This is a genomic window from Flagellimonas sp. (assembly GCF_965222555.1).
Lineage (GTDB): Bacteria > Bacteroidota > Bacteroidia > Flavobacteriales > Flavobacteriaceae > Flagellimonas.
The window spans coordinates 907,857-923,935 of record NZ_CBDCUG010000005.1 but is presented as its reverse complement, the minus strand read 5'-3'; the positions used below and the strand labels follow the sequence as shown (position 1 = coordinate 923,935).

Genomic DNA, 16,079 nt, shown 5'->3' with positions numbered 1-16,079 from the left:
TATGTCCTTTAAAAATATAGAACAATATGAAAATGGTAAGGGGCATAACACTTCTTACTATCTAGAGTCAAAATCAGATTCGGAAAAATATTATGGACCAATGCAGAGCCACAAGGATTTTCTGCATGAAAAAGAAACTTCCATGAAAAAAAGAAACGTAAGTACTTGCTCCACAAAAAATCTGCAAAGAAATTATCAGAAAAAAGTGCTTAGGGTAATGATTGCTATCGGAATGCTCTTGGGATTTCATGGTGAGACCTATGCACAATGCATTCAAGATGTATCCCCCCCGTCTTTGAGCTTTACCTCTTCTGGTGGGACAAAGTATACAACAATCCTGTACAGTTCAGGTTGTGGCCCGGTTTCATTGAGTTTTTCAAATGTTCCTTCCTGGTTGACCGTTACCCAACCCAACTCCAATCAAATTAGGGTAGTATGTCAAGCAAATACTGGAAGCTCGCGTACGGAGCTAATTACTTATAGTTACCCTGGAGGGTTTATGCAATCTTTTCCCGTTACCCAAAGCTCCGGAGCACCAACACCGCCAAGTGCCCCAGCAACCCCTACTGTATCTGATACCGGTTGTGGAAAGACTGTCTTGATTAAATCGGGAAATCCACCTTCGGGTGTTACTTGGTTCTGGCAAGGAACAAATTCCTCTGGCACCAATAGTTCGTCAGGCGCTAATGCGGCAACCAACAATTACACTGTTACGGCTGCTGGGACATACTATATTCGAGCACGTGATAACAGTAGTTTATTATGGAGCACATCAAGATCGGTGGTGGTTGCAACGCCTTCGGTCGTGGCCTATGCACGTGAGTTGGGAACAAATCCCACGCCACCGGTCAGCTATCCAGACCCAATCAATTCCACAAGGTTGGGTTTTACCCAGTCGGGAGGCACCAAATATGTGGAAATTGTGTTCCCAAATGGCTCGTGCGCTTCCCCGTATGACGTAAGTTTTAACGCAAACCCACAACCTTGGGTGACCCTGAGCAGGGTGTCCGGGATACCGAACAGGATACAAGTGGTCTGTGACCCTTATCAACAAGCAAACCCTGGTACTACGGCTGGAACTGGCTTGAGCTTCGAAGGTGTACAGATAGGTATAATTGATATCGAAAGGGAGGCCCCGCCACCACCCTGTACGGTCTCGTCGAATATCTCGGGCACCTTTAGCGAGAACGGGGAGGAAAGGACCTTTCCCGTTTCCTACAGCAACTGTAGCGCTACCATGCTTTTCGATTTCAAACAGAGCAACGGAAACCCTTTGCCCAGTTGGGTAACGGTGACCAAGAACGGTTCCAACGAGGTCAAATTTCTTGTAGCGGCAAATGATGGGCAAGGGACAAGGAGCATTTTTGTTGTGGGGACCGATGTCAATGGTTCGGGCGAGACCATAGATGGAACAATCTCCCAGGCATGTAATTTACAGACCTGGTACAAGGACCAGGACAATGACGGCTATGCGGAATCCTCTATCACGCAATGTTCACAGCCGACACCTAATGCATGGTACAAGCTCAGTGTGACCGGTACAGGGGACTGTGATGACGAGGACCCCGATGTGAACCCGGCAACGGTATGGTACCCCGATGCGGATGGGGACAATTATCCCGATCCAGGGGGCACAACATCACAGGGCTGTACAAAGCCATCGGGGAACTGGACCTCCAATCCCGAATCGGTGGATGACCAATGTCCGGACCAAGCTGCACCTGGTCCTGGGACAAATGGGTGCGACCCTGATTGTGGGAACGCCTATATGCAAGAGTTTGGAGTCAGTACACCACCACCGGCCAACTATCCGGACCCGATTAATTCCACTAGGTTGAGCTTTAGCCAGTCGGGGGGTACCAAATATGTGGAAATTGTGTTCCCAGATGGTTCATGTACCTCTCCTTATGATGTAAGTTTTAACGCAAACCCACAACCTTGGGTGACCCTGAGCAGGGTGTCCGGGATACCGAACAGGATACAAGTGGTCTGTGACCCCTATGATCAAGTAAATCCTGGCACAACGGCAGGCGTCGGTGTCAGCGTCATGGGAACCCAGATAGGATTGATCGATATCGAAAGGGAGGCCCCACCACCACCCTGTACGGTCTCGTCGAATATCTCGGGCACCTTTAGCGAGAACGGGGAGGAAAGGACCTTTCCCGTTTCCTACAGCAACTGTAGCGCTACCATGCTTTTCGATTTCAAACAGAGCAACGGAAACCCTTTGCCCAGTTGGGTAACGGTGACCAAGAACGGTTCCAACGAGGTCAAATTTCTTGTAGCGGCAAATGATGGGCAAGGGACAAGGAGCATTTTTGTTGTGGGGACCGATGTCAATGGTTCGGGCGAGACCATAGATGGAACAATCTCCCAGGCATGTAATTTACAGACCTGGTACAAGGACCAGGACAATGACGGCTATGCGGAATCCTCTATCACGCAATGTTCACAGCCGACACCTAATGCATGGTACAAGCTCAGTGTGACCGGTACAGGGGACTGTGATGACGAGGACCCCGATGTGAACCCGGCAACGGTATGGTACCCCGATGCGGATGGGGACAATTATCCCGATCCAGGGGGCACAACATCACAGGGCTGTACAAAGCCATCGGGGAACTGGACCTCCAATCCCGAATCGGTGGATGACCAATGTCCGGACCAAGCTGCACCTGGTCCTGGGACAAATGGGTGCGACCCTGATTGTGGGAACGCCTATATGCAAGAGTTTGGAGTCAGTACACCACCACCGGCCAACTATCCGGACCCGATTAATTCCACTAGGTTGAGCTTTAGCCAGTCGGGGGGTACCAAATATGTGGAAATTGTGTTCCCAGATGGTTCATGTACCTCTCCTTATGATGTAAGTTTTAACGCAAACCCACAACCTTGGGTGACCCTGAGCAGGGTGTCCGGGATACCGAACAGGATACAAGTGGTCTGTGACCCCTATGATCAAGTAAATCCTGGCACAACGGCAGGCGTCGGTGTCAGCGTCATGGGAACCCAGATAGGATTGATCGATATTGAAAGGGATTCACCACCGCCTCCTCCAACATGTGAGTTATCTGAAATTCGAGTGGATGGAGTTGCATTAGGGCTTAATGAAGTAGAATTTGCAATGCAAGCAGAATCCAAAAATATCCAAATTGTATTTGATCCCGTAGCCTGTGAGGGTCAATTGTTTATCGCAAGTCTCGATGGGCCACAGGTTTCAGTACCTCAGTGGTTAACGGTATTGGAGACTTCGGGGACCAACACATTTGAATTCAGTACTGTAACCAATTATAATGGCGCCAACCGAAATGCCCAAATCGGTATTTATAACACTAGCCAAGAGCTCGTTGGGGCGTTTTTGTTAATACAAGTGTATTGTGGCCAAGAATTTTATCCCGATGTGGATGGTGATGGACTGGGAAGTGCTCTGGGCATTTCCAAAACTGCATGTGGTCCTTTCACGGAAGATGGGATAAGTTACGTTTCCAACAACGATGATTTCTGTCCAGATGATCATGGTCTTGCTTCAAACAAAGGCTGCCCTGCAGGTATAGTACCTCCCGAAAACATGAACACCATTACTGCGGAGATTTATGACCTTTCCATAACCCTGAAAAATGCGAACAAGTCATATTTTGATGAATTGGGAAAACCAATTCAGAGCCAAGTCTGGGATAATTTGAATGATGAAATTTGGGCCAGCGAAACAAAGTATGACCTTGCAGGTAGGTTAGCCATACAGACCTTATCCGCTCCTATAGCATCGGGATCCGCTTTCACTTATAAAGAAGGGTTTGTCCAGCAAGAGAATGGTTTGGATTATGGTATTGATAACTATACAGGTGGCAATCTGGAGAGCCCTGATCCCGTGGGTAATGCCGTAAATTCTTTAGGATGGTATTACGACAATGTCAATAACCGTGAAATATACCAAGACATTACCGAACGGCCCTTTAGCAGTGCAATTTATAGTAACCTAAATCCAGGTACCATACTGCGAACGGTTGGTGGAAACAAAGTGGATACTGATGGAGACGGAAGTGTAGGACCTTCTGATTCATGGGCCCAAGGATATACTTTTACCATGTTGTCCTCCCAAGAACTCTCGCAGACTGTGGCCTTTGGAGATGTTGGATATGATGACGACAAAATTGTGAAGACGGTATCCCGTGATGTCCACGGAGTCGAAAATGTAGTCTTTACAGATAGTGATGGAAAAGTATTGGGAGCTGCGCGAAGTGGTGGAACGGCATCCAGGAACATGAGTGTTGACATACCGGAACAAGGCTTTGTGGATATCCATGTACCCCAAGGAAGTAACATGGGCTTTACCGTGACTGCCAACGGTTATACGGTGACCACCCACGATTTGATTACGGAAGATACGGTAAGTCCTTCAGTTGGTCTTGCCAACGGTTTTTATCGTGTGTCAGTAGGTGACCCTGACAACTACGACCCATCCAATCCGGTTACGGTCAACTATAAGGAAAACTATTATGATTATAGTTTAAATGAATATGATGAAGCTGATCGCTTGGTAAAATCGTACCAACCTTTGGGTACTACAAAGGCCACTAAACCCTTTACTTCGTATGAGTACAATGCCTTGGGTCAATTGGTGCATACAGATAGCCCTGATGAGGGAGAAGCTTGGTTCAAATATCGAAAGGATGGTCAGATTCGCTTTTCGCAGAACAGCAAGCAAAAACTAGCTGGAGAATTCTCCTATACACATTACGATACGTTTGGCAGACCTTTGGAAAGTGGCGTGTTTTTAGAAAATGGAACCTATGTATTTGACCCAGCCAACGCAAATGGCTTGGATGCCATTATTGACAATGTTTACACCTTAGATGAAATACAAAATGACACGGACAATTTTCCAAATGCAAATTGCAGGGAACAGCAGTTCACTACCTATGACATAGCGGATGATGCGGCCTTGGCCTTATTATTAGATAGTTCACGAGCGAATTTATATGCTTCGCAGAGTTTTGTGGCGGGCAATGTGGCGCATACGGCAAACGATATTAGTGAAACCTGGTATGCCTACGATGTGTACGGTCGGGTAAAATGGTTGGTACAGAACATTCAAGGTTTAGGTACCAAGACCATAGATTATGAGTACCACCCCACAACAGGTTTGGTGACCCAGGTTATTTTTCAGAAAACAGTGGACGGCGAAGAGTTCATCCATCGCTATGCGTACGATGTTAAAGATCGTTTGTCCACGGTCGAGACCTCTTCCGATGGAGGTACCGCCTTTACTTTACAGGCCCAGTACAATTATTACGAAACAGACGGACTAAAACGCGTAGATTTGGCCAATGGCGCCCAAGGAGTGGACTATATCTACAACTTGGCGGGGCAGCTAAAAAGCATTAACCAGCTGGATCTTACGGCAACTGACCCTAGTGGTAACAATGATCTTTTTGGAATGCAGTTGGATTATCACCATGCAGATTATAACAGGGTAGTGGCCAATATGCAAGCGGCCACCACCTATGGTACCGATCAATTTAATGGTAACATTAAAGGCGTTCGTTGGAGCAATGCCCACAACACGGGTACAAGTGAATATGTGTATAGCTACGATCGCAACAATTGGCTTACAGAGGCCAACTTTGACCCAAGCGATTCAGGAAACCTTGACGCATCCCTGCCCTTAACCGGTAATGTAAGCGGGGACAAGGTGGCAGCAGATAACATAGTTATATCTGCCCCGGCCACCATTTTACCTCTAAGTACCTTGCGTATTGATCCCAGTGGAGGCGGCAGCGACTATGATGTTACCAACATTACCTACGATGCCAACGGGAACATACAGAGCCTAAAACGCAACAAGGGATCACAAGATGACGGTAATGCCATGGATGATCTGGCCTATGCCTATAAAACTGACCCGCAAGATGGCCCCAACCAATTGGTAAGGGTAGATGATGCAGATGGAGATGTTGTGGGAGCGGATGACCTAGCTGACCAAATAGGTGATGAAAACAACCAAAATTATCACTATAATGGCATTGGACAGCTTATTGAGGACTGGGAGCAAGTAACCGATGCAGAAAAACAACAGTACATTGCTGATGGAATAGTGCCCAATAGTGTAATCCGTTACGAGTATAATGCAGCTGGTTTGGTAACTGCTGTAAAGAAAAAAGAGGTACCTTTAGTAAGGTTCTTTTACAACGATCGTAACCACCGCACAAAAAAGGAAACCTATACCAATGGCACCTTGCAGTATACCACCTATTATGTGCGGGATGTTGCCGGGCAGACCATGGCCATTTATGACGATTTTGGCGGTAGTGTGGCTCTTAAGGAGCAAACCGTATATGGTGCGGGTAGGATAGGAGTGGCTTATGCGAATACAGGTACGGCCGATCAACGAAACTATATTTACGAGTTAACCGACCATTTGGGCAATGTACGGGCCGTGTTTACCAAAAGTGGCAACAGTGCTAATGGGGAAACTTATAGGGACTATTACCCCTTTGGTATGCAAATGCCGGCAAGGGGCTTATTGGGCCCTGAAGGCTACCGCTATGCCTTCCAGGGTCAAGAAAAAGACCCAGAGACAGGCAAGGAAGCCTTTGAACTACGTCTATGGGATGCCCGTATTGGGCGCTGGTTGACCACGGATCCAGCGGGGCAGTATAATTCTCCCTATCTTGGAATGGGAAATGACCCTTTAAACAGGATTGATCCAGATGGAGGATTTACAAGCAAGTTTTCTGCATGGTTATGGAAAGTATTCAACGGCGGTGGTGAAACTGTCGGAGTAAAAGGTAATTATAGTGTAGTGCAAACTGGAGCCGACGGTTATGATGTATTTGTAACAGACGGTAATTTTATACCATCATACCGAGCAAATGGTTTTGGTAATATTCCATCTGCAAGTGGGCTTAGTCTTTCTGTTTTAGGAAATCATGACCCAAGAAATTTCCCAAATGTTTATATTGATGCCCAAGCAGACTTTTATTCAGGAGCTGGTTATTCTACTGAGGTTCGGCTTTTAGGAATGAAAACTGGTGTTTCAGGCACTATAGGTAAAGACCCCCAATATTCCATTGGATTTGGCTTTGACAGTACACAAGGAGGCTTGATTGACCATAATTTTATCGGTTCACAGGGAGAGGATGGTACACTTTCTTTATCTGCGGGGAATTTTATTGGAGGGGGTATGGTTATTGACTTGGAAAATGGTGGAATAAAGGAAACTAGCGAAAATTTAATTATATTAAATCTTATTCAAGAATTTCATACAACCGGTGTGCACAAGGGAAAACTCTCGAACCATAAATATGAATTTGCAGCTGGATTTGATTATGGATTAATATATGGGGTGGAGGGTAATGTAAAAATAGGAATTCAATTCCCTCAAAATTATGATTTAGATTAATGGGAAGAGTAAAATAAATTTTAAAATCTTTAAGAATGTTGGGTAATCGTTTTGCAAGAGAGTTTAGAAAATGGATTCATTCAAATCCATATAGAAAATGGATTTTTTATGCTTTTATTGCTCTTATATTGCTAGTCGCGTTGTTAAAGAATATTGGGATAATAAAATATTAGAGAAAGGTATGGATTAGATATATTTAAAACTATAGCTATTACCCTCGCTCCCGTTAGTCTTCCTGTGCTGAGCTTGTCGAAGCATGACTAGTGGCCAGTATGAGTAAGAATGAAGTAAAAAAAGTTGAGATAAAAACCACGGTTAATGCCGTGGTTTTCTTTTGTGATATCATCAGTTATACCTGTGCTGAGCTTGTCGAAGTAAACTTGTGGTAGCTTCACTACTTTGTTGCTAAACTCAACATTTGCGAATAGGTATGTTTTACCTTTACCTGTAACCCTTTATCTGGAGCATCAATAATAAACTGCAGTACCAACTTTTTGGTATTCATTTCCAAAATACCTTGTGCCAGGGGTCTGGGCAGTTGTAGCATTTCCCCCGCTCCCGCTAGTCTTCCTGTGCTGAGCTTGTCGAAGCATGACTAGTGGCCAGTATGAGTAAGAAAGAAGTAAAAAAAGTTGGGATAAAACCACGGTTAATGCCGTGGTTTTCTTTTGTAACTGGCGGCAGCTTTACTACTTTGTTGCTAAACTCAACATTTGCGAATAGCTATGTTTTACCTTTACCTGTAACCCTTTATCTGGAGCATCAATAACAAACTGCAGTACCAACTTTTCGGCATCCATTTCCAAAACACCTTGTGTGAGCGGTCTGGGCAGTTGTTGCATTTTGCCTTTATAATTTTGCTAGATGTTGGTGCTGCAAACCGAAAAGAAAACCGGAAAGCAATATTGTCCACAACGTCCATTTTGGCAAGGGTGTTGTTTTCCGATCTATGGAGTATAATGCTGCAATTTGGCTTTTGTATTCGTTTTAAAAATTCTCCGTTGTGGTAGGTATCAATTTCCAGTTGGGCAAAAGTAATTTCCATGGTATTTATAGAGCCCTTTTCCAAAAAATTGTTGATCTCCCCTAAAATATTGGACATAGCATGGTGGTTTTTCCAAATTAGAGGGGCTATGCAAAAAGTTAGTTCAATATTAATGAAAAATAATCAGATTACCCCAACGAAGGTGTTTATTAATTTTTGAACTATGACCACATTGGCGTGTGCTTGAAAAACTTTCTGAAAAAGACATAAAGGTTATGAAAATGGTCGGAGATAGGATTCGACAACTTCGTGATGAAAAAGGGTTGTCCCAATTTCAACTTTCAGTCGATGCTGACTTAACCAAAAACCAAATTGGCCGTATAGAACGCGCTGAGCATAACACAAGTTTGGTCACCTTAAGTAGAATTGCGGAGGCATTGGACATTTCATTACATGATTTATTCTTATTTGAAGAATAAACTTTTGTTTTTTCATAAATCATGCGAAGAAAATACACAGAGGAAGACTTAGACTTTTTAAAGAAATTCGGACAACATCTTCTGGAGTTACGCGAAAAGGCCGGTCTTTCCCAGGCAGCATTGGAAACCGATGCCAAGATGTCCAAAAACCAAATCGGTAGAATCGAACGCGGCGAGATCAGCACTTCCATTACCAACCTAAACCTTATTGCCATAGCATTGGAGATTCCACTCAAAGACTTATTTGATTTTTCCTAAAGGAAATAAAAATGACATTGAACGCGCTCGGTCAACTCGAGTGGTTTTTCTTGGCTGGACCAAGAAAAATTGTATCGAGAATTGGGGTCTAACGAATCAAAAACCTGGTTCTCAATACCTGCCCATCCGTTCAGGTGGGCCTTTCCCTTGTAAAACTCAAACCGGTGGTTTTTTAGTGGGTAAATTCTACAACATATTTTTTAACATAAAAACCCAATTTTCAACAAAAATTATCCTTTTAAAAAGAAGGTCATAGGAAGTAATTTCTGTATTTTAGTCTATATATTGACTACATGAAGCAGATAAATAAACTGATGTTGATAGGTATTGGAGTCCTACTCTTCTGGAACTGTAGCACTTACAAAGCTCAAAAACAAGAGGCCCAATTGAACTTCCCAGAGTTGGGCACTTTGATCAAGACCAAAGGAGATATCTGGTACTCGGCCGCAGAGCAGATCGGCGTACCCAATTGGTCCAAGTTAAAAGTGGATGTAAAACAGCTTCCCTTTAATAGGTCAAGTTATTTTAGCTATGCCAAGTATATGCAACAAGCGGGCAAGATCAATAGCATTTCCTATAATGATTCGCTACCGTACAAACCCAAATACCTAAGGTTGCAACTGTTGGATAAATTAGGTTTTACCAACTTGTTGAACAGCGAAGCACATGATAAATTGAGGGCCTATATTTCCAATGACGATGGCTATAAGCTGGTAACCGGATTGAACATTACGGTTCCAGAGACGGAAATGCCCACTTTTTTACAAGCTGAGGCCATACAATTACAGAAAGATGAATACGGGAACATCATTTTAGTGGTCATTAATGGTGAGTTTGAAAAACGGTACTTTTTCTCGGAACTGCACGTATTTGGATATCAATATGCCAATTTCTGTTGGGGAGAGGACCAATATCATAATCTGATTATAGAAAATTTAATCTCCGAAGGCCAAAAATGTCCCAAGGGGACTTATTTAAAAGCCTCAAAAGTAAACGGAGATAAAGCATACCTCAAATTCTGACCCCAATGATGAACAAATTTAAGATAGGCCTTGCCCTAATTTTGGCCATTTCATATAGTTGTGAGGATATTTTGGAAGTGCCCGATATTTCCAACCAAACTGTTACGGTGTTTGCTCCTTTGGACAATACGGTGATCAATGACAATGCCGTAAACTTTAATTGGGACAAGGTTGAAGATGCCACTTCATATCGATTTCAATTGGCCGCCCCTAATTTTGAGGCCGCCCAACAATTGGTATTGGACAGTATTTTTGAATTGGATAGTTTGGACCGGGTCAGTACCCGAATCAAGCAGACTCTGGTCAATGGCAACTATGCTTGGCGCATTAAGGCTTTGAACAGTGATTACCAAACCGCATATACCCTTAGCAATTTTCAAGTGGACGGGGATGAAAATCTGGATGTGACCCCGCCCAATACGCCACAATTGGTGGCTCCTGTAAATGGAGCTTCACAAAGTGAAGCAACCGTTGACTTTTCATGGACCCGGGAAGATGTACCTGGGACTGCAGAGCGCGACAGTATCTTTATCTATTCCGATGAAAGCTTGACAACCCTTTCCACTAAAGCTCTGGGGGCCAACAAGGCCTATAGTGCCAATTTAGCGGCAGGAACTTTTTATTGGGTGGTCGGGGCCTATGATGCAGCTGGCAACAAAAGTGATTTGAGCACCACCTTTAATTTTACCATTACCAATTGAACAAAAATACCAAGACATATGTGCTATTGGGAGTTGTGTTGCTCATTTGGGGTATCATAGGGTTTAAAGTGCTTGGCGCTTTGTCATCGGAGGAAGAAACCCCAGCTTTGGCCGAAAATGTCAACTTTAAACCCAAAGAAGTGGCCAAAAAGGACACTTTCAGTATTTTGGCAGATTATCGTGATCCTTTTTTGGGAACATTACCACCTTCCAAAAAGAAATCCAAAAGGGTTGTCAAAAAAAAGGAAGTGCAATTTCCGAGCATTAACTATACGGGTTTGATCACGGACCAAAATACCAAGAACCATATCTTTTTTGTGACCATTTCAGGCAACCAATATTTGATGCGCAAGGGCAATTCCCAAGCTGAGGTCACCTTGATGAGTGGGTCATCCAGTAAGATTCGGGTGAAATACAAGGGCATTTTAAAGACCATATCCCTTCAAAATGCTACGCAGTAAAAAACTACAGGCAGGATCTTTACAGTTTGTGCTGTTCATTGGAGCCGTGATTGCCGTGCTTTTATTGACTTTTGTACTGTTGTACCATACCCACTCCCTTTTTGACAAGAAAGCTTCCAAGACCATCGATTTGATCAAAAGAACAGATTTTGCCCTTCATCAAGCCATGGGGCAAAAATTAAAATTGAACGATTCCGTATCCATCGATTTGAAACAAGAAGATGGTATAAAGACCACGGCCATAAAATCCAATTGGGGCATTTTTGAAAAAATCACTGTGGTTTCCCAATTCAAAAAGAACAGGTTCACCAAAAGCGCCTTGGTTGGAGGGGGAGTGGATATGGATTTCCCCGCACTTTATCTAAAAGATAATGATAGGCCCATGGTCATTGCTGGCAAGGCAAAAATTACAGGAAATGCCTATTTACCCAAACAAGGTATTCGCCCAGGGAGTATTAGAGGACGGTTTTATCAATTTACAAGACCGGTCTATGGAAATGTGAAGCAAAGCACCAAAACTTTGCCACCCATTGAGCCAGAAGTGAAATCGCACATTGGACAATTGCTGTTGGATAGGGGGGGGATGTCCGGAAGGAACAGTATCCGTTTTTCCAATAGGTTGCAATTGGCGAATTCGTTTGAGTTGCCAACCCAATATATCCAGGGAGATGTTTTACGGTTATCCGGAGTCAATCTTAGTGGAAATATTATGGTTGTGGCAACGCATAAAATCATTGTAGGCAAAAATGCCAAGCTGCAGGATGTAGTGCTCATCGCCCCGGAAATTGAGTTTGAAAATGGGTTTGTAGGCAACTTGCAGGCCATTGCATCCAGTCGTATCAAAGTGAACCGGAGGGTCAATTTGGAATATCCATCAGCGTTGGTCGTGGATAGGGGAAGTAGGCCGAACCCCAAGGAGCGCAGAAAACCTAATATTGAAATTGGACCGGGGACTTCCATCAAGGGCATTGTGGCCTATTTTGAACGGACGGAAGAAAATCAGTTTTTTCCACAGCTTATTATTTCTGAAAAGGCCTCGGTGTATGGTGAGGTATTTTGCGAAAAGAACTTGGAACTTAAAGGGGATGTCATTGGTAACGTGACCACCAATGCTTTTATGGCGCTGGAAAATGGAAGCGTATACCAAAACCACCTGTTTGGGGGTACCATCAATGCCGATTTTTTGCCCCAACAATATGTGGGCTTATTGTTGAACAAGGAAAAAGCAGTGGCAAAATGGCTCTATTGAAAAAACGGATAAAAGCATCGACCTTAATGGAAACCATGGTGGCCACCGTGCTTATTGTGGTCATTTTTATGCTTTCGAGCCTTATTCTGAACAATCTTTTTGCTGCTCAAGTTAGAGGTAATCTTCAACCGTTGAAGACCCATCTTGATAAAGTGGAATATTTATATTCCAACGGAAAATTGACCGCCCCTTATTATGAAGAATGGAATGATTGGACAATCAGCGTTGAAAATCAAAATGATGGAACGGCGCTAATGGAGATTACAGAACAACTGGGTACGGAACCCAGAACTTTAAAACGAATTGTAGAAAATGCTCATACTCCATAAAAAGTTAAAAGCATTGACGTTGAGCGAGATGTTGGTGGTGTTATTGCTGACCATTATTGTGGTAGGGCTTGCATTTTCTATTTTGGGCCTTGTACAAAAACAAATGTTTGGAATTCGGGACAACTATGAAAAAAGAACAACAGACAATTTGCTGCGACACGGATTGTGGGTCGATTTTAATTCCCATTCCCAAATTGAGTTCTCCCAAAAGAACAGTTCAATACTGGTTGGCGATGAACTAAGGGGAAAACTCTATGGTTTTTACGAGGGATATATTACCCGGGATTTGGATACTTTCTATACAGATTTGAAAGTAGGGAAGTTGTATTTTAGGGGCGAAGAGGTAGCAGAAGGAACCATTGACGCCCTTGAATTATCCAATGGGGAAAAAGAGGATGACAAAAAGATTTTTGTCTTTAAAAAGAACACCGCAGAAGATTTTATGAATTAATGGGTTTTAATCTAGAGAACATATCAACAGCAAACACTCAAGATAAAAGAGGTGGTGAAATAAAAGAGAAAGTTCCATTGCTGGAAAGGGAACTCACCTTTTTGGGAAAATCATTTTCGAATAAGAAGAAAGAGGATTTTTATACAGAGTTGGCGGTATTGCTAAAAGCAGGAATCAATCTAAAAGAAGCGCTTCAACTCATTGAAGAAGGACAAAAAAAGGAACAACAAAAGGAGTTGTTCAAAAACTTGGGTGAAAACCTACTTTCCGGATCTAGTTTTTCAGAAGCTATTAAGGATAAAAAAGAATTTACCGAATACGAGTACTATTCCATAAAAATAGGAGAGGAGTCCGGTACCTTGGATAGCATAACCAAAGAGTTGGGTTCGTTCTTTGCCAAAAAAAATGAACAAAGAAGGAACCTGGTAAATGCCTTGACCTACCCCATCATTATTTTGGTGACCGCAATTTTGGTGGTCATATTTATGCTGCGATTAGTGGTGCCCATGTTCCAGGATATTTTTAAACAAAACAATGTAGAACTGCCCTGGATAACCCGTTTCATTGTTTCCGTTTCTGATTTTATCAAGGATTATGGCTGGTGGATTGTCTTGATTATTATAGGTATGTTGCTTTTGAGAAAGGCTCTTTTTGGTAATAATTGGTTTAAAAAGCGAATGGATTACCTATTGATGAAGGTGCCCTATCTGGGAAGTTTTTTGAAAGCAGTGTACTTAGCACAGTTTACTAGGGCAATCAGTCTTTTGACCGCTTCAAAAGTTCCAGTTCTGAACAGCATTGAACTGGCTGGCAAAATGATTGAGTTTTATCCGTTGCGGGAAGCTCTTGATTTGGTCTCAACAAAGATTATGAAAGGTGAAAGTTTGAGCAATAGCCTTAAAGGCAACAAAGTTTTTAGCAACAAAATGATTTCGATGGTCAAAGTGGCTGAGGAAACCAATCAAACGGAGTTTATGTTTGAGCGGCTCAACCAGCAGTATAGTATTGAGGTTCAGCAAAAATCAAAGCTTTTGAGCACTTTAATGGAACCGATGATTATTTTAGTGGTAGGTATATGCGTTGGAGTAATTTTAGTGGCCATGTACTTACCCATGTTTAAACTGGGAAGTGTTTTGGGATAGCCCTTGCTCCACAAATGTATTTCTCAAAACTTTTATAAAATCATTACCATGAAAAAACAAAACATGCTGTACTTCTTGATTTTCTTTCTACTATTTGTTCCCATACAGGCGCAAACGGAAGATGCTCCAAAAATTGTTTTAATAACTATGGATGGGCTGCGTTGGCAAGAACTGTTTACAGGGGCAGACCCGCTCCTTGTTACAAATAAGGAGTATGTTCATGATACCACTATGCTGAAAAACACTTTTTGGCGTGAGTCACCTGAAGAACGTAGAAAGGTCTTGATGCCATTCCTTTGGAATGAGGTGTCAAAAATGGGCCAATTGCATGGGAACAGAACTTTGGGGAGCAAAATGAACCTGACCAACACGATGTGGTTTTCCTATCCCGGATACAATGAAATATTGACAGGTAAAGCGGATGATGCCAGGATTGATAGCAACAGAAAATTCAATAATCCAAACACCACCGTTTTGGAGCGCTATAACAATATTATAGAAGGTAAGGGAAAAGTGGCTGCCTTTGGTAGTTGGGATGTGTTTCCGTTCATTGTAAATGAAGAACGTTCAGGGGTTCCGGTAAATGCTGGTTTTGAAGCTGCCACGCAGAATTTAAATGAAAAAGAAGAATTCCTTAACCAGTTGCAAGAGCAGATTCCTAGTCCATGGGGCAGTGTCCGTTTGGATGCCTTTACGCACCATTTTGCGCTGGAACATATGAAAAAAGAACACCCAAGATTGGTGTATATAGCCTATGGTGAAACAGATGACTTTGCCCATGATGGAGACTATCAGGCCTATTTAAAGGCGGCCAATAATACCGATTCACTAATCCAAGAAATCTGGGACTTTACCCAACAAGATGAGTTCTATAAAGACGATACTATAATTATCATTACCACTGATCATGGTAGGGGTACAAAACCCTTAAATACATGGACAGGTCACGGAAGTAAAATAAAAGGCGCAGGTCAAGTATGGATGGTGGCTTTTGGTAAAAATGTACAAGCCTTGGGCGAGGTTTCCAGCAATGAACAATTATATACAAATCAAATTGCGCCTACTATTTTGCAATTACTGGGAATGCCTGTTAATCAAAAAGAGATAGCAGGAAAACCCTTAAAACTATAAAGACGTAGCTGGATTCATTTAGTTTGTCCTTAACCCATGCCTTTGGCATGGGTTTTTTATTCCCAGAAATTTTTTTTGTCAAGATGCTACACTTTATGTAGTTTTGCTATCAAATATGTAGCAATTCTATTTTTATGTCACTACCAATACCAGGAAAACCGGTCAGGGGATCTAAATCCGGAGCACCAATTATGGCACTTTTAGACCTTTTAGGTCGCAGTTGGGCCATGGGAATTGTTTGGCACTTGTACAATGGGCCAAGCACATTCAGAAAACTTCAAGAATATTGCGAGAGTATTTCCCCCACCACTTTGAACAAAAGGCTAAAAGAACTAAAAGATTCCTATTTAATAGAAAGGACCGTGGAAGGCTATGCGTTAACGGAACATGGGAAGGAACTGTTCGAGTTGATAGAGCCTCTTGGGGCATGGGCCAAAATTTGGGCCAAAAATTTCAAATAAAAAGCAAT

13 protein-coding genes are annotated in these 16,079 nt (G+C 42.8%); 12 read left to right on the top strand and 1 reads right to left on the bottom strand.

What is annotated here, in order from left to right:
* The first annotated feature begins 1 nt into the window (after position 1).
* A complete protein-coding gene (locus ACOQO1_RS12525) occupies positions 2 to 7,402 on the top strand; it encodes an RHS repeat-associated core domain-containing protein (protein WP_420603221.1) in 7,401 nt (2,466 codons plus the stop codon).
* A gap of 736 nt (positions 7,403 to 8,138) precedes the next feature.
* Here ACOQO1_RS12525 and ACOQO1_RS12520 read toward each other — a convergent pair.
* Positions 8,139 to 8,504 carry a hypothetical protein gene (locus ACOQO1_RS12520; protein WP_420603220.1) on the bottom strand — a complete coding sequence of 122 codons (366 nt, stop codon included), beginning with the start codon at positions 8,502 to 8,504 and terminating at the stop codon, positions 8,139 to 8,141.
* Positions 8,505 to 8,626: 122 nt separating this feature from the next.
* Between ACOQO1_RS12520 and ACOQO1_RS12515 the strand changes: the two genes are divergently transcribed.
* The 11 genes from ACOQO1_RS12515 (at position 8,627) to ACOQO1_RS12465 (ending at position 16,071) form a co-directional block, all read left to right on the top strand.
* The gene (locus ACOQO1_RS12515) at positions 8,627 to 8,866 is read left to right on the top strand and encodes a helix-turn-helix domain-containing protein (protein ID WP_420603219.1); all 240 of its coding nucleotides are present in this window, start codon (positions 8,627 to 8,629) and stop codon (positions 8,864 to 8,866) included.
* Positions 8,867 to 8,887: 21 nt separating this feature from the next.
* Positions 8,888 to 9,124 (top strand): helix-turn-helix domain-containing protein, encoded by a 237-nt coding sequence (locus ACOQO1_RS12510; protein WP_420603218.1) that lies wholly within the window; start codon positions 8,888 to 8,890, stop codon positions 9,122 to 9,124.
* A 293-nt stretch (positions 9,125 to 9,417) separates the two neighbouring features.
* A complete protein-coding gene (locus ACOQO1_RS12505) occupies positions 9,418 to 10,146 on the top strand; it encodes a hypothetical protein (protein ID WP_420603217.1) in 729 nt (242 codons plus the stop codon).
* A 5-nt stretch (positions 10,147 to 10,151) separates the two neighbouring features.
* Entirely contained in the window at positions 10,152 to 10,847 is a 696-nt protein-coding gene (locus tag ACOQO1_RS12500; protein ID WP_420603216.1) for an Ig-like domain-containing protein, read from the top strand.
* Positions 10,844 to 11,308, top strand: a complete 465-nt coding sequence (locus tag ACOQO1_RS12495) for a hypothetical protein (protein ID WP_420603215.1) — start codon at positions 10,844 to 10,846, stop codon at positions 11,306 to 11,308. The genes ACOQO1_RS12500 and ACOQO1_RS12495 overlap by 4 nt, the downstream gene beginning before the upstream one ends.
* The gene (locus ACOQO1_RS12490; protein WP_420603214.1) at positions 11,295 to 12,557 is read left to right on the top strand and encodes a hypothetical protein; all 1,263 of its coding nucleotides are present in this window, start codon (positions 11,295 to 11,297) and stop codon (positions 12,555 to 12,557) included. Before ACOQO1_RS12495 ends, ACOQO1_RS12490 begins: the two co-directional genes overlap by 14 nt.
* Positions 12,545 to 12,886 (top strand): hypothetical protein, encoded by a 342-nt coding sequence (locus ACOQO1_RS12485; protein WP_420603213.1) that lies wholly within the window; start codon positions 12,545 to 12,547, stop codon positions 12,884 to 12,886. The genes ACOQO1_RS12490 and ACOQO1_RS12485 overlap by 13 nt, the downstream gene beginning before the upstream one ends.
* Positions 12,870 to 13,337, top strand: a complete 468-nt coding sequence (locus ACOQO1_RS12480; RefSeq protein WP_420603212.1) for a PulJ/GspJ family protein — start codon at positions 12,870 to 12,872, stop codon at positions 13,335 to 13,337. The genes ACOQO1_RS12485 and ACOQO1_RS12480 overlap by 17 nt, the downstream gene beginning before the upstream one ends.
* The gene (locus ACOQO1_RS12475) at positions 13,337 to 14,479 is read left to right on the top strand and encodes a type II secretion system F family protein (RefSeq protein WP_420603211.1); all 1,143 of its coding nucleotides are present in this window, start codon (positions 13,337 to 13,339) and stop codon (positions 14,477 to 14,479) included. The genes ACOQO1_RS12480 and ACOQO1_RS12475 overlap by 1 nt, the downstream gene beginning before the upstream one ends.
* 48 nt (positions 14,480 to 14,527) lie before the next feature.
* Entirely contained in the window at positions 14,528 to 15,610 is a 1,083-nt protein-coding gene (locus tag ACOQO1_RS12470; protein WP_420603210.1) for a sulfatase-like hydrolase/transferase, read from the top strand.
* Positions 15,611 to 15,744: 134 nt separating this feature from the next.
* Entirely contained in the window at positions 15,745 to 16,071 is a 327-nt protein-coding gene (locus ACOQO1_RS12465; protein WP_420603209.1) for a winged helix-turn-helix transcriptional regulator, read from the top strand.
* Positions 16,072 to 16,079: the final 8 nt, after the last annotated feature.

Coding starts and splice junctions, on each gene's coding strand:
- ACOQO1_RS12525 (WP_420603221.1), top strand. CDS start 2: ATGTCCTTTAAAAATATAGAACAATATGAAAATGGTAAGGGGCATAAC.
- ACOQO1_RS12520 (WP_420603220.1), bottom strand. CDS start 8,504: ATGTCCAATATTTTAGGGGAGATCAACAATTTTTTGGAAAAGGGCTCT.
- ACOQO1_RS12510 (WP_420603218.1), top strand. CDS start 8,888: ATGCGAAGAAAATACACAGAGGAAGACTTAGACTTTTTAAAGAAATTC.
- ACOQO1_RS12505 (WP_420603217.1), top strand. CDS start 9,418: ATGAAGCAGATAAATAAACTGATGTTGATAGGTATTGGAGTCCTACTC.
- ACOQO1_RS12500 (WP_420603216.1), top strand. CDS start 10,152: ATGATGAACAAATTTAAGATAGGCCTTGCCCTAATTTTGGCCATTTCA.
- ACOQO1_RS12490 (WP_420603214.1), top strand. CDS start 11,295: ATGCTACGCAGTAAAAAACTACAGGCAGGATCTTTACAGTTTGTGCTG.
- ACOQO1_RS12485 (WP_420603213.1), top strand. CDS start 12,545: ATGGCTCTATTGAAAAAACGGATAAAAGCATCGACCTTAATGGAAACC.
- ACOQO1_RS12480 (WP_420603212.1), top strand. CDS start 12,870: ATGCTCATACTCCATAAAAAGTTAAAAGCATTGACGTTGAGCGAGATG.
- ACOQO1_RS12475 (WP_420603211.1), top strand. CDS start 13,337: ATGGGTTTTAATCTAGAGAACATATCAACAGCAAACACTCAAGATAAA.
- ACOQO1_RS12470 (WP_420603210.1), top strand. CDS start 14,528: ATGAAAAAACAAAACATGCTGTACTTCTTGATTTTCTTTCTACTATTT.
- ACOQO1_RS12465 (WP_420603209.1), top strand. CDS start 15,745: ATGTCACTACCAATACCAGGAAAACCGGTCAGGGGATCTAAATCCGGA.